Annotated in this window: 16 protein-coding genes, 5 tRNA genes and 2 pseudogenes; all 23 read right to left on the bottom strand. The window is 42.7% G+C overall.

Going from position 1 to position 22,406, the window contains the following annotated elements; translation table 11 throughout:
* Positions 1 to 153 precede the first annotated feature (153 nt).
* Positions 154 to 4,353 (bottom strand): DNA-directed RNA polymerase subunit beta', encoded by a 4,200-nt coding sequence (gene rpoC, locus FTU64_RS05685; protein WP_180054256.1) that lies wholly within the window; start codon positions 4,351 to 4,353, stop codon positions 154 to 156.
* Between the two features lie 140 nt (positions 4,354 to 4,493).
* Entirely contained in the window at positions 4,494 to 8,582 is a 4,089-nt protein-coding gene (gene rpoB, locus FTU64_RS05680; protein WP_180002850.1) for a DNA-directed RNA polymerase subunit beta, read from the bottom strand.
* A gap of 303 nt (positions 8,583 to 8,885) precedes the next feature.
* The gene (gene rplL, locus FTU64_RS05675; RefSeq protein ID WP_078189828.1) at positions 8,886 to 9,257 is read right to left on the bottom strand and encodes a 50S ribosomal protein L7/L12; all 372 of its coding nucleotides are present in this window, start codon (positions 9,255 to 9,257) and stop codon (positions 8,886 to 8,888) included.
* Between the two features lie 48 nt (positions 9,258 to 9,305).
* Positions 9,306 to 9,812 (bottom strand): 50S ribosomal protein L10, encoded by a 507-nt coding sequence (gene rplJ, locus FTU64_RS05670; RefSeq protein ID WP_111885844.1) that lies wholly within the window; start codon positions 9,810 to 9,812, stop codon positions 9,306 to 9,308.
* 350 nt (positions 9,813 to 10,162) lie between these two features.
* Positions 10,163 to 10,858 (bottom strand): 50S ribosomal protein L1, encoded by a 696-nt coding sequence (rplA, locus tag FTU64_RS05665; protein ID WP_078189830.1) that lies wholly within the window; start codon positions 10,856 to 10,858, stop codon positions 10,163 to 10,165.
* Positions 10,859 to 10,861: 3 nt separating this feature from the next.
* Positions 10,862 to 11,290, bottom strand: coding sequence for a 50S ribosomal protein L11 (gene rplK / locus FTU64_RS05660; protein WP_004868049.1), 429 nt, complete (start codon positions 11,288 to 11,290; stop codon positions 10,862 to 10,864).
* A gap of 115 nt (positions 11,291 to 11,405) precedes the next feature.
* Entirely contained in the window at positions 11,406 to 11,939 is a 534-nt protein-coding gene (gene nusG, locus FTU64_RS05655; protein ID WP_078189831.1) for a transcription termination/antitermination protein NusG, read from the bottom strand.
* Positions 11,940 to 11,946: 7 nt separating this feature from the next.
* Positions 11,947 to 12,387, bottom strand: a complete 441-nt coding sequence (secE, locus tag FTU64_RS05650) for a preprotein translocase subunit SecE (protein ID WP_078189832.1) — start codon at positions 12,385 to 12,387, stop codon at positions 11,947 to 11,949.
* 76 nt (positions 12,388 to 12,463) lie between these two features.
* A tRNA-Trp gene (locus FTU64_RS05645) sits at positions 12,464 to 12,539 on the bottom strand.
* Between the two features lie 55 nt (positions 12,540 to 12,594).
* Positions 12,595 to 13,785: an elongation factor Tu gene (tuf, locus tag FTU64_RS05640; protein ID WP_078190047.1), complete on the bottom strand. Its 1,191-nt coding sequence runs from the start codon at positions 13,783 to 13,785 to the stop codon at positions 12,595 to 12,597.
* Positions 13,786 to 13,939: 154 nt separating this feature from the next.
* Positions 13,940 to 14,014 (bottom strand) — tRNA-Thr (locus FTU64_RS05635).
* Between the two features lie 23 nt (positions 14,015 to 14,037).
* Positions 14,038 to 14,113, bottom strand: a tRNA-Gly gene (locus tag FTU64_RS05630).
* A 38-nt stretch (positions 14,114 to 14,151) separates the two neighbouring features.
* Positions 14,152 to 14,235, bottom strand: a tRNA-Tyr gene (locus FTU64_RS05625).
* Between the two features lie 54 nt (positions 14,236 to 14,289).
* Positions 14,290 to 14,365: transfer RNA gene (locus FTU64_RS05620), tRNA-Thr, on the bottom strand.
* A gap of 98 nt (positions 14,366 to 14,463) precedes the next feature.
* Positions 14,464 to 15,957 (bottom strand): anthranilate synthase component I, encoded by a 1,494-nt coding sequence (gene trpE, locus FTU64_RS05615; protein ID WP_180054353.1) that lies wholly within the window; start codon positions 15,955 to 15,957, stop codon positions 14,464 to 14,466.
* A gap of 117 nt (positions 15,958 to 16,074) precedes the next feature.
* Positions 16,075 to 16,743 carry a phosphoglycolate phosphatase gene (gph, locus tag FTU64_RS05610; RefSeq protein WP_180059378.1) on the bottom strand — a complete coding sequence of 223 codons (669 nt, stop codon included), beginning with the start codon at positions 16,741 to 16,743 and terminating at the stop codon, positions 16,075 to 16,077.
* A gap of 77 nt (positions 16,744 to 16,820) precedes the next feature.
* Positions 16,821 to 17,534: an FHA domain-containing protein gene (locus tag FTU64_RS05605; RefSeq protein WP_180059377.1), complete on the bottom strand. Its 714-nt coding sequence runs from the start codon at positions 17,532 to 17,534 to the stop codon at positions 16,821 to 16,823.
* A gap of 77 nt (positions 17,535 to 17,611) precedes the next feature.
* Positions 17,612 to 19,843: a type II secretion system secretin GspD gene (gene gspD / locus FTU64_RS05600; RefSeq protein WP_180059376.1), complete on the bottom strand. Its 2,232-nt coding sequence runs from the start codon at positions 19,841 to 19,843 to the stop codon at positions 17,612 to 17,614.
* Positions 19,844 to 19,885: 42 nt separating this feature from the next.
* Positions 19,886 to 20,752: a type II secretion system protein N gene (locus FTU64_RS05595; RefSeq protein WP_180007029.1), complete on the bottom strand. Its 867-nt coding sequence runs from the start codon at positions 20,750 to 20,752 to the stop codon at positions 19,886 to 19,888.
* The gene (gene gspN, locus FTU64_RS05590) at positions 20,752 to 21,495 is read right to left on the bottom strand and encodes a type II secretion system protein N (RefSeq protein WP_180059375.1); all 744 of its coding nucleotides are present in this window, start codon (positions 21,493 to 21,495) and stop codon (positions 20,752 to 20,754) included. The genes FTU64_RS05595 and gspN overlap by 1 nt, the downstream gene beginning before the upstream one ends.
* Positions 21,496 to 21,661: 166 nt before the next feature.
* Positions 21,662 to 21,988 carry an H-NS family nucleoid-associated regulatory protein gene (locus FTU64_RS05585; protein WP_180007248.1) on the bottom strand — a complete coding sequence of 109 codons (327 nt, stop codon included), beginning with the start codon at positions 21,986 to 21,988 and terminating at the stop codon, positions 21,662 to 21,664.
* A 142-nt stretch (positions 21,989 to 22,130) separates the two neighbouring features.
* A pseudogene (locus FTU64_RS05580) lies at positions 22,131 to 22,283 on the bottom strand (acyl-CoA thioesterase); the annotation flags it as partial.
* Between the two features lie 14 nt (positions 22,284 to 22,297).
* Positions 22,298 to 22,406: pseudogene (locus FTU64_RS05575) on the bottom strand (IS5/IS1182 family transposase); the annotation flags it as partial.

The following is a 22,406-nucleotide window of genomic DNA, read 5'->3' as shown; positions in this document are numbered from 1 at the left end:
CCCCGTTATGTTTAAGTTTAAAAATCAAGAGATTTGTTATGTTCTATTTTTACTATAGGAAATATTTCAATATTAGGAAAGCTTTAATTTTCAATTCATCCACATAAAAAAAGCCACCCGAAGGTGGCTTTTTTGGAATGATTTAAGGGCTAATTAAAGACCGTTAAATTCATCGCTAAATGCTTGGCTTAACGCTTGATCTACATCAGAGAAGTCATTGTGAAGCTCAAGCTCTGCAGCTTCAGACTCTTGACGACGACGTTCTAAGTGGTATGCCAAACCTGTACCCGCTGGGATCAGACGGCCTACAACCACGTTTTCTTTCAGACCACGTAATTCATCTTCTTTACCTGTTACAGCAGCTTCAGTTAACACACGAGTTGTTTCCTGGAACGATGCAGCAGAAATGAACGAGTCAGTAGAAAGCGACGCTTTGGTAATACCCATCAATTGACGTTCAAACTTCGCTGGGAACTTGTTCTGAGCTGCCACAGCTTGGTTTTCTTGAACAACGCGGATGTATTCCACTTGCTCGCCTTTGATGAAGCTTGTATCACCACCGTCAGTGATTTCAACTTTACGAAGCATTTGACGTACGATCACTTCAATGTGCTTGTCGTTGATTTTTACACCTTGCAGACGGTATACGTCCTGAACTTCGTTCACGATGTAGTTTGTCAGTGCAACTTCGCCTTTCAAACGTAAGATGTCGTGTGGGTTTTGCGGACCATCAGAAATGGTTTCACCACGGTTCACATGCTCGCCTTCGAACACGTTAATCGTACGCCATTTCGGAATTAGCTCTTCGTAAATCTCAGAGCCATCATCCGGAGTAATCACAAGACGGTTCTTACCTTTGGTCTCTTTACCGAAGCTTACGATACCTGAAATTTCAGCAAGGATCGCGTGTTCTTTCGGTTTACGTGCTTCGAACAAGTCAGCTACGCGTGGAAGACCACCGGTAATATCACGAGTACGTGAAGATTCTTGTGGTACACGACCAATTACGTCACCGACACCAATTGTTTCGCCATCACGAACAGTCAGAATCGTATTTTGTGGCAAGAAGTAGAACTGTTCGCCACCATCAGTTGTATCCAATACAACCGCTGGACGCATATCTTTACCTGACGCAGGACGTGAAGTCACTGGTAAGATTTCGATTGTAGTCATACCTGTTGCATCATCAGTTTTCGATGTCACAGTTACGCCATCAGCGATTTGGCTGAAACGCACTTTACCTGCAACTTCGGTAACAAGTGGATGTGTATGCGGATCCCAAGTCGCTACGATACCGCTAGCTTCCACAGCTTCGCCATCTTTAATGATGATTGAAGCACCGTATGGAATTTTGTAACGTTCGCGTTCACGACCGATGTCATCTGCGATACCGATTTCACCTGAACGTGAAGTTGATACCAAGTGACCTTTAGCGTGTTGTACTGTTTTCACATTGTGGAAACGTACTGTACCTTTGTTACGAACTTGTACGCTGTTAGCAGCAGAAGTTCGGCTCGCAGCACCACCTACGTGGAACGTACGCATTGTTAACTGTGTACCTGGCTCGCCAATTGATTGAGCAGCCATTACACCCACAGATTCACCTGGATTCACCAAGTGACCGCGAGCAAGGTCACGACCGTAACATTTCGCACATACACCGAAAGTAGATTCACAGTTTACAACTGAACGTACTTTCACTTCATCGACACCTTGCTCTTCTAAGTAGTTTGCAAGTTTTTCGTCGATTAAAGTATTACGTGGAAGAATCACATCATCCGAACCTGGTTTCTTCGCATCTTCAGCAAGTACACGACCCAATACTCGAGTACCTAAGTTCTCGATGACATCGCCACCTTGAATGAACGGAGTCATTACAAGACCGTCGAAAGTACCACAATCTGGCTCAGTAATTACCAAGTCTTGTGCAACGTCAACCAAACGACGAGTCAAGTAACCTGAGTTCGCAGTTTTCAATGCAGTATCGGCCAAACCTTTACGTGCACCGTGTGTTGAAATGAAGTACTGAAGTACAGTCAAACCTTCACGGAAGTTTGCTTTAATTGGTGTTTCAATGATCGAACCATCTGGTTTCGCCATCAAACCACGCATACCCGCTAACTGACGAATCTGAGCTGCCGAACCACGGGCACCTGAGTCAGACATCATATAGATCGAGTTGAATGATTTTTGTTTCTCGTCTTCACCCTGTTTGTTTTTAACAGTAGTGAAAGATAAGTTGTCCATCATCGCTTTCGCTACTTGGTCGTTTGTACGCGCCCAAATATCGACAACTTTGTTATAACGTTCGCCGGCAGTTACGAAACCTTGTTCAAATTGTTGTTCAATTTCGCGAACTTCAACTTCAGCTTTTTCGATAATTGCTTGTTTTTGTGGCGGAATCAACATGTCTTCCATACCAACAGACACACCTGAGTGAGTCGCTTGACGGAAGCCCAAGTACATCAATTGGTCAGCGAAGATAACAGTATCTTTTAGACCTAATTTACGATAGCAAGAGTTGATCAATTTAGAGATGTTCTTTTTCGTCATCTCAACGTTGATTTGTTGGAAATCCATACCTTCAGGTACAACTTCCCAAAGTAAACAACGACCTGGAGTTGTGTCTACAACAATGGTTTGTTGTTCACGGTTACCATTTTCGTCAATGACAGTTTGGTGTACACGTGCTTTTACGCGAGCGTGTAAATCAACTTGACCTGTTGCAAGTGCACGGTTTACTTCGTCAGTATCCGCAAACACCATGCCTTCACCTTTGGCATTGATCGCATCACGAGTGATGTAGTACAAGCCTAAGACAACGTCCTGAGAAGGTACGATGATTGGCTCACCGTTCGCAGGAGAAAGAATGTTGTTTGTTGACATCATTAACGCACGAGCTTCTAACTGAGCTTCAAGTGTTAATGGTACGTGTACCGCCATTTGGTCACCGTCGAAGTCGGCGTTAAATGCCGCACAAACTAACGGATGAAGACGGATTGCTTTACCTTCAATCAGGGTTGGTTCAAATGCTTGAAGACCCAAACGGTGAAGTGTAGGCGCACGGTTCAACATCACTGGATGTTGACGAATTACGTGAGCAAGTACATCCCAAACTTCTGGAGTTTCACGCTCAACCATTTTTTTCGCAGCTTTAATGGTTGTCGCTTGGCCAGACGCTTGTAGTTTCGCGAAAATGAATGGTTTGAATAATTCAAGCGCCATTTTTTTCGGAAGACCACATTGGTGCAGACGTAAAGTTGGACCTACAGTAATTACCGAACGACCAGAGTAATCGACACGTTTACCCAATAAGTTTTGACGGAAACGACCTTGTTTACCTTTGATCATGTCTGCCAAAGATTTAAGAGGACGTTTGTTCGAACCGGTAATTGCGCGACCACGACGACCGTTATCAAGCAATGCATCTACAGACTCTTGTAACATACGTTTTTCGTTACGTACGATAATGTCTGGTGCTGCAAGGTCTAGAAGACGTTTTAAACGGTTGTTACGGTTGATTACACGACGGTAAAGATCGTTCAAGTCAGAAGTCGCAAAACGACCACCTTCTAGAGGAACCAACGGACGAAGATCAGGTGGAAGTACTGGAAGTACATTCATCACCATCCATTCTGGCTTGTTGTTCGACTCTTTGAACGCTTCCATCAATTTCAGACGTTTAGAGGCTTTTTTCAGCTTCGTTTCTGAAGTTGTATTTGGAATTTCTTCACGAAGACGTGAAATTTCAGCTTCAAGATCGATGTCTTTCAACAAATCTTGAACTGCTTCTGCACCCATTTTCGCAGTGAATTCATCACCGTGTTCTTCTAAAGCCGTGAAGTATTCTTCATCGTTTAGAAGTTGGTATTTCTCAAGTGGAGTCATACCTGGGTCAGTTACAACGTATGATTCGAAATACAATACACGTTCGATATCACGTAAAGTCATGTCTAAAAGCAGACCAATACGGCTAGGAAGTGATTTTAAGAACCAAATATGCGCAACTGGAGAAGCAAGGTCAATATGACCCATACGCTCACGACGTACTTTTGCAGTTGTTACTTCAACGCCACATTTTTCACAAATGACGCCCTTGTATTTCATACGCTTGTATTTACCACACAAGCATTCGTAATCTTTTACTGGACCAAAGATTTTGGCACAGAATAAACCATCACGTTCAGGTTTGAACGTACGGTAGTTAATGGTTTCAGGCTTTTTAACTTCACCATGAGACCACGACTTAATCATTTCTGGTGACGCAAGACCAATACGGATGCGATCAAACTCTACAGGAGCATGACCGTCTGAATCCGTCTTTTTGCGCATGATATCGAGCAAGTCTTTCAATTTTTTTCTCCGTGTGTTGTGGAGATTTTCACTTCACAACTGGGTCACAAATATTGTTTTTTAACTGAGAAATCCCCCTTGCCCCTCTTGATTAAAGAGGTGAGAAGCACTGCTTCGCAAGGGAGATTCAATGGAGCTAATTAGTCACCATTTTTCAGTTCAATGTTGATACCTAAAGAACGGATCTCTTTGGTCAATACGTTGAACGATTCAGGCATACCTGGGTCCATGTAATGGTTACCATCTACAATGTTCTTATAGATACGGGTACGACCTTCAACGTCATCCGACTTCACAGTAAGCATTTCTTGAAGTGTGTATGCTGCACCGTAAGCTTCGAGTGCCCATACTTCCATCTCACCGAAACGCTGACCACCGAATTGTGCTTTACCACCAAGCGGTTGCTGCGTTACTAGAGAGTAAGAACCAGTAGAACGCGCATGCATCTTGTCGTCAACCAAGTGGTTCAGTTTCAACATGTACATGTAACCTACAGTTACTGGACGGTCAAAACGTTCACCTGTACGACCATCATACAATACTGTTTGACCAGTACGTGAAATGCCACCAAGTTCTAACAATTCTTTAATTTGTGATTCTTCAGCACCATCAAATACTGGTGTTGCTAAAGGAACACCTTTACGCAAGTTACCTGAAAGCACCAAGATTTCTTCATCAGTCAAGCTATCAAGATCTTCTTGTTCGCCACCAACTTTGTTGTAAATCTTGTCTAAGAAATCACGAAGCTCAAGTACAGTACGTTGCTCTTTCATCATCTTGTCGATTTGATCGCCAAGACCTTTAGCTGCCATACCTAAGTGAGTTTCAAGAATCTGACCCACGTTCATACGTGATGGTACACCCAGTGGGTTAAGTACAACATCAACTGGAACACCGTTTGCATCGTGTGGCATGTCTTCTACAGGTAAGATGTTAGATACAACACCTTTGTTACCGTGACGACCCGCCATTTTATCACCCGGTTGGATGCGACGTTTTACAGCCAAGTAAACTTTAACAACTTTCAATACGCCAGTTGTCAGTTCATCACCTGTAGAAAGTTTGCGTTTTTTCTCTGCAAATTTCTCGTCAATTTCAAGGCTCTTCTCTTTCAAGAACACTTGAATTTGAGTTAAACGTTCAGCAATCGCTTCGTCGACTGGTTGGATTTCAATAAGATCAACCAACTCAAGACCAGACAATAACTCTTCAGTTAATTTGTCACCGCGTTTAGTTGTACCGCCACCGTTAGATTCTTGACCTTTCAATAGACGAACAATACGTTCACGAGCCGCTTCTTCGAAGATTTTGTATTCTTCTTTCAAGTCTTTACGGTAAGCATCAAGTTGTGCTTTCTCAATTGCTTGAGCACGTTCGTCTTTTTCAAGACCGTCACGTGTAAATACTTGAACGTCAATTACAGTACCTTTCACAGATGAAGATACGCGTAATGAAGAGTCTTTTACGTCAGCCGCTTTTTCACCGAAGATTGCACGAAGCAATTTTTCTTCCGGAGTTAACTGCGTTTCACCTTTAGGCGTTACTTTACCGACAAGAATGTCACCCGCAGTAACTTCAGCACCGATATAAACGATACCTGATTCATCCAATTTAGAAAGTGCAGCTTCACCCACGTTCGGGATATCCGCTGTAATTTCTTCAGCACCCAATTTGGTATCACGTGCAACACATGAAAGCTCTTGGATGTGGATAGACGTTAAACGATCTTCTTGAAGTACACGCTCTGAAAGTAAGATCGAGTCTTCGTAGTTATAACCGTTCCAAGTCATGAACGCTACACGCATGTTTTGACCCAATGCCAATTCACCGCCATCTGTTGATGGACCATCAGCAAGAACGTCACCACGTGCAACTTTGTCACCTAAACGTACAACAACGTTTTGGTTGATACATGTATTTTGGTTCGAACGGGTGTATTTGATCAGGTTGTAGATATCTACACCTGCTTCGCCTGCCACCATCTCTTCTTCGTTTACACGAATAACGACACGAGAAGCATCAACGAACTCAATACGACCACCACGTTTCGCAAGTACACACACACCCGAGTCATGCGCTACGTTTGCTTCCATACCTGTACCAACAAGCGGTTTGTCAGCACGTAATGTAGGAACAGCCTGACGCTGCATGTTTGAACCCATCAATGCACGGTTGGCATCATCGTGTTCAAGGAACGGAATAAGTGATGCCGCTACAGATACCACCTGCTGAGCAGATACATCCATATGCGTTACTTTTTCTGGTGGAATACGTACGAATTCACCTTGGTGACGTACAGATACGAATTCTTCAGTTAAGTTACCGTCTTTATCGATACCAGAATCGGCCTGTGCAATCACAGTACCTACTTCTTCAATCGCAGAAAGGTATTCAACGTCATCCGTTACACGACCATCAACAACTTTACGGTATGGAGTTTCCAAGAAACCGAAGTTATTACATTTCGCATAAACAGAAAGTGAGTTGATCAAACCAATGTTTGGACCTTCAGGAGTCTCAATTGGACATACACGACCGTAGTGAGTTTGATGTACGTCACGTACTTCGAAGCCCGCACGTTCACGAGTCAAACCACCTGGGCCCAATGCTGATACACGACGTTTGTGTGTAATTTCAGACAATGGGTTGTTTTGGTCCATGAACTGAGACAACTGGCTTGAACCAAAGAATTCTTTGATTGCCGCAGCAACTGGTTTCGCATTGATTAAATCTTGCGGAGACAAGTTATCAGTTTCAGCTTGAGATAAACGTTCTTTAACAGCACGTTCAACACGAACTAGACCAACACGGAATTGGTTTTCTGTCATTTCACCAACAGAACGAACACGACGGTTACCCAAGTGATCGATATCGTCGACTTCACCTTTACCGTTGCGGATTTCAACTAATGTTTTCAATACATCAGTGATGTCTTCGTTCGAAAGAATGCCTTCAACTTCACGAGACTTCTGATCCGTACCCACTTCGTAAGGACGACCCAAACGACGGTTGAACTTCATACGACCTACTGGTGATAAGTCATAACGTTCAGAAGAGAAGAACAAGTTGTTGAATAAGTTTTCAGCAGCTTCTTTTGTTGGTGGCTCACCCGGACGCATCACTTTGTAGATTTCTACAAGTGCTTCTTCACGACCAGTTGTAGTATCTGCACGTAAAGAATCCGCAATGAATGGACCACGGTCGATATCATTGGTATAAAGTACGTTGAATTGTTTAACGCCGCCTTCAGCCAATTTCACCATAATTTCATGGCTAAGCACGGTATTTGCCGCAACAACTTCGCCATCACGTAACGTTACATCTTCAGCAACAATACGTTCATATAGGTATTCATCAGGAACAGAAAGTTTTTCAAGACCTGCTGCTTCCATTTGACGAACATGGCGCGCGTTAATACGTTTACCTTGTTCAACAATTGTTTTACCGTCTGTACCCACGATATCAAACTGTGCCATTTCGCCACGTAGACGTTCTGGAACCAAGTCAATTTGATAGCTACCCATATCAAGATATACAGGTACTTTTTCGTAGAACATGTCTAGGATTTGTTCGTTGTTATAACCCAAGGCACGAAGCACAACAGTCGCAAGTAATTTACGACGACGGTCAATACGAACATAGACAAGATCTTTTGCATCGAATTCAAAGTCTAGCCATGAACCACGGTAAGGAATGATACGAGCAGAATAAAGAACTTTACCGCTAGAGTGAGTTTTGCCTTTATCGTGGTCAAAGAATACACCTGGTGAACGGTGTAATTGAGATACGATTACACGCTCAGTACCATTGATTACAAAGGTACCATTGTCTGTCATAAGTGGCATTTCACCCATGTAGACTTCTTGCTCACGCACATCTTTGATTGTTTTAGTTTCGCGATCTTTAATGATCAGACGAATTTTTACACGCATTGGCGCCGCATAAGTTGAGCCACGAAGAATACATTCGCGCACATCAAATTCAGGCTTACCAAGACTATACTCAACAAATTCTAAAGCAGCATTGCCAGAATAACTTTCAATAGGAAAAACTGAACGAAATGCGGCTTGGAGACCGATATCTTCGCGGTTTTTTGGAGTTTTGCCGTCTTGAAGGAAAGTTCGGTACGAGTCGACTTGAATCGCGAGCAAGTACGGAACATCCATTACCTTGGGCAATTTACCAAAATTCTTACGGATCCGTTTCTTTTCGGTATATGAGTATGCCATCTGGAGTCCTCGGAAAGTAAACTAAGTCCGCCTGCAGAACGAACTTAGAAGGAATTACGCAGGCCGATATGGCCACCACTTTCACAAATGCTGCAATTTTTAGTGGTATTAAAACGCTTAACAATATTTTTTACTGAAAAATATTGGTAAGCGTTTGGTTTTATAAATTATTTTTAATTTGTATGATTTTTATATCATGCAAACAAAAATCGAGCCGATTATTGTAACGCAAAAAGGCTGATGACCCAAGGGCCACCAGCCATTTTTTGGAGCCGATTATAAAAAAATCGACTCCCCTTAAGATTACTTAAGTGTAACTGTAGCACCAGCTTCTTCAAGTTTTTTCTTAAGTTCTTCGCCTTCTTCTTTAGAAACGCCTTCTTTAAGAACTGAAGGAGCGCTTTCAACAAGATCTTTAGCTTCTTTAAGACCAAGGCCAGTAGCTTCACGAACTGCTTTAATTACAGCAACTTTGTTAGCACCGAAAGAAGTCAACTCAACGTTGAATTCTGATTGTTCTTCAGCAGCAGCACCAGCAGCGCCAGGAGCAGCAGCAACTGCTACAGCAGCAGCAGATACGTTGAATTTTTCTTCGAAAGCAGAAATAAGTTCAACAAGTTCAAGAACAGTTTTTTCAGCAACTGCGTTTAAGATTTCTTCGTTTGTTAAAGCCATGAGAGTAACTCCAAATGGGTATTGAATGGTGTGTAAATTGATTTAAGCTTAAGCAGCTTCTGACTCGTTTTTCTCTTTGAGCGCTGTAATAAGGCGACCCAATTTCGAAATAGGAGCTTGAAGAACGTTTGCAAGCATAGTAAGCGCTTTCTCTTGGTTTGGAAGGTTCGCGATAACGCTAACTTCAGCACCTTGATAAACTTTACCGTCAAATGCAGCAGCTTTAAGTTCAAATGCTTTATTAGTTTTAGCAAATTCTTCGAACAAACGAGCAGCTGCGCCCATGTCGTCTTCAGAAGTTGAGAAAGCTAAGATTGTTGGGCCAACAAGGTTGTCGCTCAAGATATTGAATTGAGTATCTTGAAGAGCACGTTTAGCCAAAGTGTTACGAACTACGCGAGTAGCAACACCTAGTTTACGAGCTTCAACACGTAGAGCAGTTAATTGCTCAACAGTTAAACCTTGATAGTCAGCAACAACAGCAGCATACGCAGTAGAAGCAACTTCAGTTACTTCAGCTACGATCTGTTTTTTGCCTTCGATAAGAAGAGCCATTGTAAAACCTCCTAACGGTGATTTATGCACCTATACAGATGCACTCCCAATTCGTTAGCTCATCACTGAACCAACACGCGGAGGAGGAACAAATCACACCACCGCGTCTACTCAGGCTGGGCTATTAAGAAGAAAGCATAAAACTCCCCTCGCCTGAGGTCTTTGACGCTGATAAATCTAAATTTATCAATTCAAAGTTTGCCTGAGGGGCGATCAGCAAAGTACCGCTTTGCCGACCCGCAAGACGAGAAACTATGCTTCGAGTGAAGCAAATATCTTTTCTTGCGTAAAAATCAAAGCAGCGCTTTGATTTTTACTCAGGGCTTTAAAATTCTGTAATAAGTCGAAACTTATTTAGAAACGTTTGCTACATCAACAACAAGACCAGGACCCATAGTTGAGCTTAAAGTGATCTTTTGGATGTAAACACCTTTAGAAGTAGCAGGTTTTGCTTTCTTAAGGTCAGCTACAAGAGCTTCAACGTTTGAACGAACAGCTTCAGCAGTGAAACCTACTTGACCGATCGCAGCGTGGATAATACCCGCTTTGTCTACACGGTAACGTGCTTGACCAGCTTTCGCGTTTTTAACAGCAGAAGCTACGTCAGGAGTTACAGTACCCACTTTAGGGTTTGGCATTAAGCCACGTGGACCAAGAATCGTACCTAACTTACCAACAACGCGCATTGCATCCGGAGCTGCAATTACTACATCAAAGTCAAGGTTACCCGCTTGGATGCTTTCAGCAAGGTCATCAAAACCAACAACGTCCGCGCCTTCAGCTTTAGCAGCTTCAGCAGCAGCGCCTTGAGCAAACACAGCTACACGTACAGTTTTACCAGTACCTGCAGGAAGTGTAGTCGCGCCACGAACAACTTGGTCAGATTTACGAGGATCAACACCTAGGTTTACAGCAACATCCAAAGATTCTTTGAATTTTACTGCTGGAAGGCCGTTAAGAACTGCAACTGCTTCTTCCAAAGTGTAAACTTTGTTAGCTTCAACAGCAGCAACAATGGCTTTTTGACGTTTAGTTAATTTAGCCATGTCTTATAGCTCCACTTCCAAGCCCATAGAACGCGCAGAACCAGCAATGGTACGTACACGTGCGTCTAAATCAGCACCAGTAAGATCTGGTTCTTTAGTAGTCGCAATTTCTTCTAATTGAGCGCGAGTCAACTTACCAACTTTAGTTTTGTTAGGTACAGCTGAACCCTTTTGGATGCCCGCAGCTTTCTTAAGAAGAATCGCAGCAGGAGGAGTTTTCATGATGAATGTGAACGACTTGTCGTTGTACACAGTGATCACTACTGGAATTGGAAGACCAGCTTCAACTTTTTGTGTCGCAGCATTGAATTCTTTACAGAATGCCATGATGTTAACACCACGTTGACCTAGTGCAGGACCAATCGGTGGAGATGGATTTGCTTTACCAGCTGGAACTTGCAGCTTGATATAGCCGTCAATCTTCTTAGCCATTTCAATTACCTCTGGGTACTAACGCCGCTAGGCTCCCCATACATATAAGTAACGATACCGTTACAACAACAATGCCCGACTCATAACAAATCGGGCGTTTATCAACCAAGTTAAATTAAACCGATTTTTCGACTTGGCGAAATTCCAGCTCAACCTGAGTTGGTCGATTAAATACATTAATCGTCAACGTTAAACGTGACTTATCGTATAGAACTTCTTCCACCACGCCTTTAAAATCGGTGAATGGACCGTCAATTACGAGTAATTCTTCACCTGGTTCAAACATCGTCTTAGGACGAGGTGCTTCGCCAGTATTGCGTACACGTGCAAGAATCGCATCAGCTTCTTTTTGCGTAATTGGTGCAGGTTTTTCTGCAGTACCACCAATGAAACCTAATACTTTTGGACATTCTTTAACAATGTGCCAAGTTTCATCATTCATTTCCATTTCGACTAACACATAGCCTGGAAAGAATTTACGCTCAGATTTACGTTTCTTACCATCCTTCATTTCCACTACTTCTTCAGTAGGGACAAGGACTTCACCAAAGCTATCGGCTACAGCGCTACGCTGGATTCGATCATTAAGTGAGCGTAACACTTGTTTTTCATAGCCTGAATAGGCATGAATAATGTACCAACGTTTCATAGCTCTCTTACCCGATAATAAACTTCATTAACCAGCTCAAAGCATAGTCAAAGCACCATAATAAAATAGATGCCACTAAGACTACCGCAAGTACCTGCCAAGATGTGGTCATGGTCTCTTGCTTGGTTGGCCAAGTCACTCGACGTAGCTCAATTCGAGCATCTTTCAACAATCGAACAAAGCCTTTGCCTTGATGGGTGGCGTATAATAAACCTAAAGCCACGATGATACAAGCCAAAATTACCCCAACACGGACCCAGACATCATTCGCTGGTGCCCAGTATGCTGGCAAATGTTGATTCACCATCATAGAACTACCGAGTAAAATCAACGCGATAACCCACAGAACATAGTCTAAAGGGGAACCAGAATTAACAACTTCAGCAGGATTATTTCTTTGAGGAATTGGCGCGTCGCTTAATGCGTCACGCGATTTATCATTCGACATTTTTGTACTCGTCGTAGGATTCGCGACTTATTATATGACCAGTTGAGCCAGCATCAAGCTTCTTTTTAAAAAAATTTGGCAGGCCAGGAGGGACTCGAACCCCCAACATTCGGTTTTGGAGACCGACGCTCTACCAATTGAACTACTGACCTGCAGAGCAAATCGAGAGTCGAAACTCTCGATCTGTACAAAGATAACTGTATTATATTATGCAGTTACTTTAGAAACAACACCCGCACCAACTGTACGACCACCTTCACGGATCGCGAAGCGTAAGCCAGCGTCCATTGCGATTGGGTGGATTAATTCTACTGACATTTCTACATTGTCACCAGGCATAACCATTTCTACGCCTTCTTTAAGCGCGATCGCACCAGTTACGTCAGTTGTACGGAAGTAGAACTGTGGACGGTAACCGTTAAGGAATGGAGTATGACGACCACCTTCGTCTTTAGAAAGTACGTATACTTCTGCGTCGAATTTAGTATGCGGTTTGATTGTACCTGGTTTAGCAAGTACTTGACCACGTTGAACGTCTTCACGTTTAGTACCACGTAGAAGAACACCACAGTTCTCGCCCGCACGACCTTCGTCAAGAAGTTTACGGAACATTTCTACGCCAGTTACAGTTGTTTTAACTGTATCTTTAATACCAACGATTTCAACTTCTTCGCCTACTTTCACGATACCAGTTTCAACACGGCCAGTTACTACTGTACCACGACCTGAAATTGAGAATACATCTTCGATTGGCATAAGGAATGCAAGGTCGATAGCACGTTCTGGCTCTGGAATGTAAGAGTCAAGAGCTTCAACAAGAGCAACTACTGCGTCTTCGCCGTATTGACCAGCTTCACCATTAAGCGCTGCAAGAGCAGAACCACGGATTACTGGGGTGTCGTCGCCTGGGAAGTCATAAGTAGAAAGAAGTTCACGAACTTCCATTTCTACTAATTCAAGAAGCTCTTCGTCATCAACAAGGTCGCATTTGTTTAAGAATACAACGATGTAAGGTACACCTACCTGACGAGAAAGAAGGATGTGTTCACGAGTTTGTGGCATTGGACCATCAGTCGCAGCACATACAAGGATCGCACCATCCATTTGCGCAGCACCAGTAATCATGTTTTTAACATAATCGGCGTGACCTGGGCAGTCTACGTGAGCGTAGTGACGGATTGGAGAATCGTATTCTACGTGTGAAGTATTAATTGTAATACCACGTGCTTTTTCTTCTGGTGCAGAGTCGATTGCAGCGTAATCTTTCGCTTCACCGCCGAATTTTTTTGCACATACAGTTGCAATTGCAGCTGTTAAAGTCGTTTTACCATGGTCAACGTGACCGATTGTGCCCACGTTAACGTGTGGCTTATTACGTTCAAACTTAGCCTTAGCCATGCTTTTCTTCCTCGTTTACGTCGAACACAATTCTGAGTAAAACCCAGCTCCGACATATCGCCTAAAAAAATAAACACCCAATACTTGAAAAGCAGACTAAAAAGCCTGCTTCTGGAATCTTGTGCAACATTTAAAGTTGCTAAACTGTAAAATCTGGAGCTCTTATCGAGATTTGAACTCGAGACCTCTCCCTTACCAAGGGAGTGCTCTACCACTGAGCTATAAGAGCAAATATAAGCACTTCAATAGATATGGAGCGGGAGACGAGGGTCGAACTCGCGACATGTAGCTTGGAAGGCTACCGCTCTACCAACTGAGCTACTCCCGCACGATGTTGGTACAAACCACTTATTGAAGTCTTAAAATTGGTGGTGAGGGAAGGATTCGAACCTTCGAAACTTTCGTAGCGGAGTTACAGTCCGCCCCCTTTGACCGCTCGGGAACCTCACCATTTTACACTTACTTCAGTGTCGTTCTTTCTACTCACTCTCAAACTTTCTAAGATGGTGCCGGCACACGGATTCGAACTGTGGACCTACTGATTACAAGTCAGTTGCTCTACCAACTGAGCTATGCCGGCGTTTCTTAGTGTTTCGTACGTTTCGTATCGGAACGGTGTGCAGTTTAGCAAATCTTGAAATCCTTGCAAGTGTTTTTTCTAAAAAAAACGTGAAAAACTCATAAAATCAATCCATTTGATGATAATTCAACCGCTTTGATCACTGCGCGAGCTTTTATTTGGGTTTCATTCCACTCTGATTCAGGATTTGAGTCATAAACTACCCCTGCTCCAGCTTGAACATAGACCTTATTTTCTCGAATTACACAGGTACGAATCGCAATCGACATGTCCATTTCCCCATGCCAGCCTAAATAACCAACAGCACCACCAAAAATTCCACGTTTTACTGGTTCAACTTCGTCAATAATTTCCATAGCGCGGATTTTTGGTGCGCCTGAAAGCGTACCCGCAGGGAATGTTGCCTTAAAAACATCCAAAGCATCGACATCATCACGTACTTCACCTTGTACATTTGACACAATGTGCATGACATGCGAATAACGTTCGATCACCATTTGATCAGTCACGTGAACTTTACCGATTTTAGAAACACGTCCAACATCATTTCGACCCAAATCGATCAACATCAAATGCTCTGCAATTTCTTTTTCATCAGATAGCAAATCTTTTTCAAGTGCTAAATCTTCTTCTTTGGTTTTACCCCGTGGTCGCGTGCCCGCCAAAGGACGAACTGTTGCTACACCATTTTCTAGGCGGGACAAAATTTCAGGTGATGAACCGACGATATGAAAGGGAATGTCATTCTCAAGTGTTTGCCCTTGCACCAAGAACAAATATGGAGATGGATTGAGGTGACGTAGTGCACGATAGACCTGCAAAGGCTCACCATCAAAATCGGATACCATACGATGGCCCGGCACAACCTGCATCACATCACCGGCTTTAATGTACTCTTTTACTTTTGCAATAGAGTCAATAAAGTTGTCGTGCCCAGTGATGGATTCAAACTGTGGTGCAGTATGCTTATTTGCTTTGAGTGCAATTGGGGTTGCCAAAAGTTCTTCTAGCTCATCCAATTGTTGCTGCGCTTGGGTATAGGCCTCAGCATCATTTACATCGGCATGTACAATTAAGAATAAAGTATCTTTGAGGTTATCAAAGACAATGACGGTTTTAGATAGCATCATCCAAATATCTGGAATCCCGACTGGGTCAGCTTCTGGCACATTATTGAGCTTCGGTTCGATATAACGCACAGCGTCATAACCAAAGTATCCAACCAATCCACCGGTAAAGCTCGGTAACGTAGGCAAATCTTGCTGTGTAGGGACTTTATATTGTGCTTGGAAGTCACGGATGTATTGAAATGGGTCTGCACATTGTTGTTTTTCAATCGAACCATCAACATGTTGAACGGTCAACTGCCCTTCATTACACGAAAATACGGTGGACTCACCCAAACCAATAATGGAGTAACGTGCCCAGTTTTCGCCACCCTCTACAGATTCAAATAAATAGGCTTGTTTATGTTGTTTTAATCGCGCAAAGACAGACAGCGGAGTTTCTGTATCTGCCAAGCGCTGACGATAGACTGGAATCAAGTTATATCCAGCAGATTTCAGTTGTTCAAATTGAGTTTGTGTAGTCATCTCGGTTTCTCTATATTTCGCGTGGTCAATTTCAGTTAATTTCTTCTCATGCTGATTGAGTGACGCCATCGAAAACCTACACACTTGCTCATTTTCACTTCCTTAACCCTAATTATTTCAACCCAATAATTCTTTTAAGTTATCGACCACATGCTGCGGCTGACAATCTCGAATATTTTCACCATGATTATAGCCATAGCTGACCACAATACAATCAATACCAGCACGACGTGCTGCCTCTACATCATTGACAGAATCACCCACCATCAAAATTTGCTGTTTCGGCAAGGTATAATGCTCCGCACAATACTCTAGCTGCTTGGGATGTGGTTTACGCTCTTCAAAACGATCTCCGCCAATCACATCATCAAAGTATTCATGCATACCTAGTGCCTGCACAATACTGCGTGCCGGTTGCTCTGGTTTATTGGTCACACAAATCAGAATTTTCTCTTCTGCTTTTGCCCAATCCAAGAACGCTAGAATGCCATCAAAGGGCTGCGTCAAGACACAAGGATCTGCATTGTAAATCTTTAGAAAAGTTTCCAGTAAAAGATGGTGCTGTGCGGCATCCACCTTCCCGGTCAAGTATTCAAGTACGCTATGACAAAACAATGAAGTTCCTTTCCCAATCCAGTTTCGCACCTGCGCTTCTGTGACCAACGGTAATTGCAACGCATTTAAACTCATATTCATCGCACGATGTAAGTCAGATGCTGAATCGACTAGCGTTCCATCCAGATCAAATAAAATCATTTGGCGTTCTGCTAAACGAACTTCAAACATAATGTCCCTCTATTTTTTTGTAAATTTTCCCCATAAAAAAGGCATGCCCATGCATGCCTTTTGAGGAATGTCTCGGTTTATTTAAACAAGACCCATGCAATAATTGCAAGAATGATTAAAACAATGACTGAGATTAAGCCCACAGAGGCATTTTTTTGCGCTTCACGCTCTTGCTCTACACATGTCGCTGGAATTTCTACATCACATGCTTCATTTTTCGGAACAGCAGTTACGTCAATTCCCTCAGGAATTGGTGCAGGTTTAGGCACACCCACATTGGTCGGCATACCATCACGAGTCAATTGAACCGAGCCATCTCGCTCTTTCAACTCTGGCATACCTTGATCATTCATTTGTTGTGCTGCGGTTTTAACGATAGGCTCTTGTGTCTCAGTTTCAGAAACCGCAACAGCTTCAGACGGCTGCTGAACAGGTGTAATTTCTTCTGTTTGCAACGCTTCAACGCTTTGTTCAATATCCGCTGGGATCTGAACAGCTTTAGCTGGAGCCAATAAACTAAACTTCACACTGGCAAACTGTACAATATCACCTTCTTTTAAAAGTGATTCACCAGTCAAACGGACATCATTAATAAACGTCCCATTGGATGAATTGAGATCTTGCAACCAGAGTGCCTGATCTTTCAGTACAAAGGCAGCATGTTTACGCGATACATCAGATTCTTGTAAAACAATATCTGCTTGTTGATGACGACCCACCAACATATCTCGCTCAATACTAATTTCTTGTCCTGTTAAATCACCAGAAATTGCTTGAATTTTCCAAGTCATGAAGTTAATTCTCTATTGCTCGTTTTTTTCATCATAGCATGCTGTGGTTTCAAAGCTAAACCACTCTGCTGTCTCACCTAAGGCGTGCCCGCCACTTTGCCATTCGGTACGGTAATGGTTTGGCGCTTCACCGCAGGTTCAATGGCGACTGGCGTGGAGACCACTGCCGCTGGCTGTGTCATTTGTGGTGCTGTCGGTACCGTCTTATACACAGGGGCTGGCGCTGTACCTTTTGAAACAGGTATGCGCTGTTGATACACATCATCCACATTTTCAGGTAATTTCGCAAAATTACCGTCATTATCCAGTGCCAGTTGCAGACTATAGAGCTGACTGTAGCGCTGCTGAGACATTTTCTTCACATCGGCAGAATTTCCAACAATAGTCGGATGAATAAAGATCAGTAAATTGCGTTTACTGTTAGATTTTCCTTCCGAGCTAAAGAGTTTGCCGAGTACAGGAATAGCCCCTAGCCCCGGAACCGATTGACGCCCATGCAATGTATTGTCAGAGATCAAACCACCCAACACAATCGTTTGACCATGCTCTGCCAAGATCGAGGTTTTAATCGCACGTTTAGTCGTAACCAAGTCCGAAGCTTGACCTTTATTGTCTTTTACATCAGAAACTTCTTGCTCGACCTCTAAACGCACCGAGCCGCCATCACCAATATGCGGCACAACTTTCAAAGTAACACCGACATCTTTACGCTCAATTGATGTATATGGATTGGCTGTGCCACCATTGGTGGTGACCGAACCTGTCACAAATGGAACGTTTTCACCCACCACAATATAGGCTTCTTCGTTGTCCATCGTCACTATCGACGGTGTAGATAATAAATTGGATTTGGTCTTTTCTTTTAAGGCCTGAATCATCGCACCATAGAGTTTGCGCGAACCATCACTGCCTTCACGATAGTCACCAAGAACTAAAGAAGTACCCGCACTCACCGCGCTACCCGCACCCGCAGCACCACCAGTTAAATAACCTGCGGCAATACTCTTTAAACTAGCACCAAAGTTATCAAAGTTAATTAAACCTATACCACTACTGATATCGCCCAACGCCCATTGCACACCCAGCTGATCAGCATCCGTGCCTTCAACTTCAATAATCGCTGCTTCAATCAGCACTTGCTGACGACGAATATCGAGCTGCTGAATCGCAGATTCAATTTCACGCATGAGCTGCGGATCTGCTTTCACAATCAGTGCATTTTGTGTGGCATCAGCAATAATACTCACGCCATTGGCATTAAAGCTTGAGATACCGTTTTGCGTATTATTGGAAGAGTTATTACTGTTGAGGTTAATACCTGAACTGGTGTTATTTTGTGAACTGAATGACTGTGAATTCGAACTGTTACTATCATTCATTAAACTGTTCATCGTGCTGCTATTTGAGCTATTCGATGAATTTGTACTCGAAACGGCCTGCCCTGTGACCAAGCCTTGTAAGATTTCTGACAAGTTTTTGGCACTTGCATACTTTAGACGAAAAACTTTCAATCCACCCAATCGATCTGCAGCAGGCACATCTAAGGTCTCAATAATCTTACGAATACGCTTACGTGTCGCTGTATCACCTTTAATGATAATACGATTGGTTCGATTGTCCGCAATAATACGAATTCGTGAACCTTTCGGGTCTTTTGATGCGCCGGTCGAACTCATCGACTCTAACAGCCCAATCATTTCTTCGGCCTGACTCGATTGCAGCGTCACGGCTTCGATATCATTTTGACCCGTTCCATCTAAATTACGAATAATCGTTTCGAGCTGGTAAATATTACTAGCACGGTCTGAGACGATCAGCGCATTGGTCCCCGCCACTGCTGACAAATGTGCAAATTGCGGCATCAGTGGACGTAGGGCTGGAATTAAGTCGTTGGCATTGGTGTTATCAAGCCAAATTACTCGGGTGACAATTTGGTCTCCAGACGCACGGTGGCGCGCATCATAAGGAATGCCCGAGCTTTTTACATTACTGTCTGGAACCAGTTTAATGGTGTTGCCCGATGGAATCGCCACCACGCCATTGACATTCAATACACCGAGAAACAGGTCATAGACTTCATTTTTATTTAAAGGCTTATTGGAAATAACCGTTACATTTCCTCGTACCCGTGGATCAACTGCAAAATTTTTCCCCGTGATATCTGCGACTTCATTAATGAATGCCGTAAGATCTGCATCACGTAAATTGATTTTCCATGTTTGTGCATAACTTGCTGTGCTGACCATAGCAACCAAGGGCACCATGGCATAGGCAGCTAAAGTTGAACGGTTATTATTAAATAAAGCCATATACGCCTGTGTTTCCTAACCCTATAAAGTGATGAAACATCACTAAAAATCCTGTTGTATGGTCATCACTTGATCACCACGTTTGACTTCAAGTTTCACCTGCCCTTCACGGCGGGCTTGTTCTAATAATTGCGCCTCAGATTGTCCTGCACCGACTGCCTGCCCATTTAAAGACATGATGCGGTCACCCGGTTGCAAACCCAATTTATTTCTCAAGGCAGCAGGTGTTCGATTTGAAATCTCAAACCCACCATTACCTGATGGATTCACCCCCATTTCCTGCAGATATTGCTCACGATTTTCTGTCATGCGTTGTACGGCCTGACCAATCGCGGACTGCGTCGTGCCTTGCCCTGAATTTGCAGGATTAGCTGCATTTTGCATGCTGTTATTTTGCAAAGATCCGCCTGATGTTGCATTGGCTGTAGGGACAATCGGTTGATCTAATCCGTTTTCAATACCTTGGAACGCTAATTCACGCCGTGCACCATTACCCTGCGTTAAAATCACCTTATCCCAATAAACTTCAGCCAGTTGATATGATGAACCTTGAATGGTTTCTCCAACCAAGTAGCGATCTGAACTCTCATTGACCTTAATCACTGCCGACGAGTAGCGACTTGGCTGTCCAACCACCACACCTTGTAACACCATATTTAACTGCGCGTCAGCTGCTGAACTGCGGTTTTCCTGAAACAAGGCAAAAGAGCTAATATTAGGAACTTGCGTTTGCTGTGAACCCAATTCAACTCGGTCTAACTGCATGGCTTGTGGCGGTGCAATCAATAACCAAAATAAAGCGGCTAACTTCCAGCACAAGTACAAAATTATTAAAACCAAGACCACAGGTGCAAGTCGATCTGTTTGCTTCCAATTGATCTCGCGGATTTTTTCGAAATAGTCAGCCATCAGTTCACCCCACTCAATAGGGGTTGACGCGAACTAATCACATACGTATCTAATCCTGCCTTACCTTCATAGGAAGCAACATTCATCAAAAAGCGCTGGGTTAATTGCACATCCAACATGAGGTCTGGCTCAAGTGACATATTCATCATTTTTTGTTCACGTTGATCTCGAACATCAATCGACAATTTGCCATTATCGTCTTTTAATTGAGCCAACATGGCAGGCACATTCATTGACTCTTGATGCTGTGCAAAGCTAAATGATAAATCCCCACCTGCCCACTGTATCTCGCCTGATGAACGACTAAATCCCTGTTGTGGCTTATATTTAAACTGCACATCTTTTAATTGAATGGCATTCATTGGCCATTGCCAATCGGCAAAACTTTTTAAGGTTTCAGGAGCAATTTGACCCTCTAAGTTTTTAATACTAATACTTTTACCAAAACCATACCCCATCACACCTTGTAGTTTGGTATTGCCACTATGAATTTCAACATTTGCACCCAAGCGTAATAAAATCAAATCCCACGGGCGTGTGTTCCAGTTTAACGAGCCTTTCAAATTTCCTCGTGTCCAATCTGCTTGCCCATGCCAAATATTGCCACTGACGTTATGTAGCATTTGGTTATTTTTATAAAACTTTGTAATGAGCCACGCTGCTGGCACTTGCAGCATAACGAAAATTAAAAAACTGATCGCAGCAAAAATGAGCCACCGAATATTATTAGTTTTATTGATCATCCCACCACAACCGATCCATCAATTTTTTCCATCATTTAAACATTTTTCTTTATAGACACATTATGCATACTTTTTCTGCATAGCCAATTCAAAGAGATAAAAAAACCAGGCATTTGCCTGGTTTAATTATCCTGAACTCAGGATATGACGATTTCATGAATTGTTCTTAAATTAAGAAGTCTTCTAGTTTCGCGCCTTTTTCTAACTCAGCCACTAACCAACGTGGTTGTTTACCACGACCAGTCCACGTGTCATCTGCATTGGTTTTGCTACGGTAACGTGGCTCAACCGCTTTACGCGTTGATTTTTTACGTTTGCTTAAACCAAATTCAAGAATTTGTTCAACGCTTAAATCTAAATTTTCTGCAATTTCAACAATACGGTTATACGCATCTTCAATCGCTTGATCTTTTTTAGATGCAATCAGTGCTTCAGCTTCTACTTGAAGCTTCTTTAACTCTTCAACTGATAAATTACTAATATCAGGCATAATCTTTAACTCCGAAATTTCATTTTAATAATGCTTATGAAAACTCGCTCATAATATTATAATAAAATTTTTATTCAATAAATAATTTTCATTTTACTACAATATTTTAACACGACTCCTTAAAATATATAAAGTTAAATTGTATTTAAATATTATTTCCCACTGAATTTTCTAAGGCTTTTATTTTGGTTTTAATATTTTCTGGAATAGAGGTTTTTTGCAGGGTCATTTTATCCACGCACACAATAACCGCATCGCCTGTTGCAACGATTTTTTGTTGCTGTTCACTCCATAATAGATTTCTTTCATAAGTCATTTTTCACTCAGCTCCAAGTTATAAATTCCAGCAATTAGATTGAATCTTAATGCTAGTCTTTTGCCTCGATTGCGATATCGCTCAGCAAGAATTTTGAAGGTTTTC

Source organism: Acinetobacter sp. YH12128 (assembly GCF_013418655.1).
Lineage (GTDB): Bacteria > Pseudomonadota > Gammaproteobacteria > Pseudomonadales > Moraxellaceae > Acinetobacter > Acinetobacter amyesii.
The sequence above is the reverse complement of the archived record's forward strand: the minus strand, read 5'-3'. Positions and strand labels throughout refer to the sequence as shown.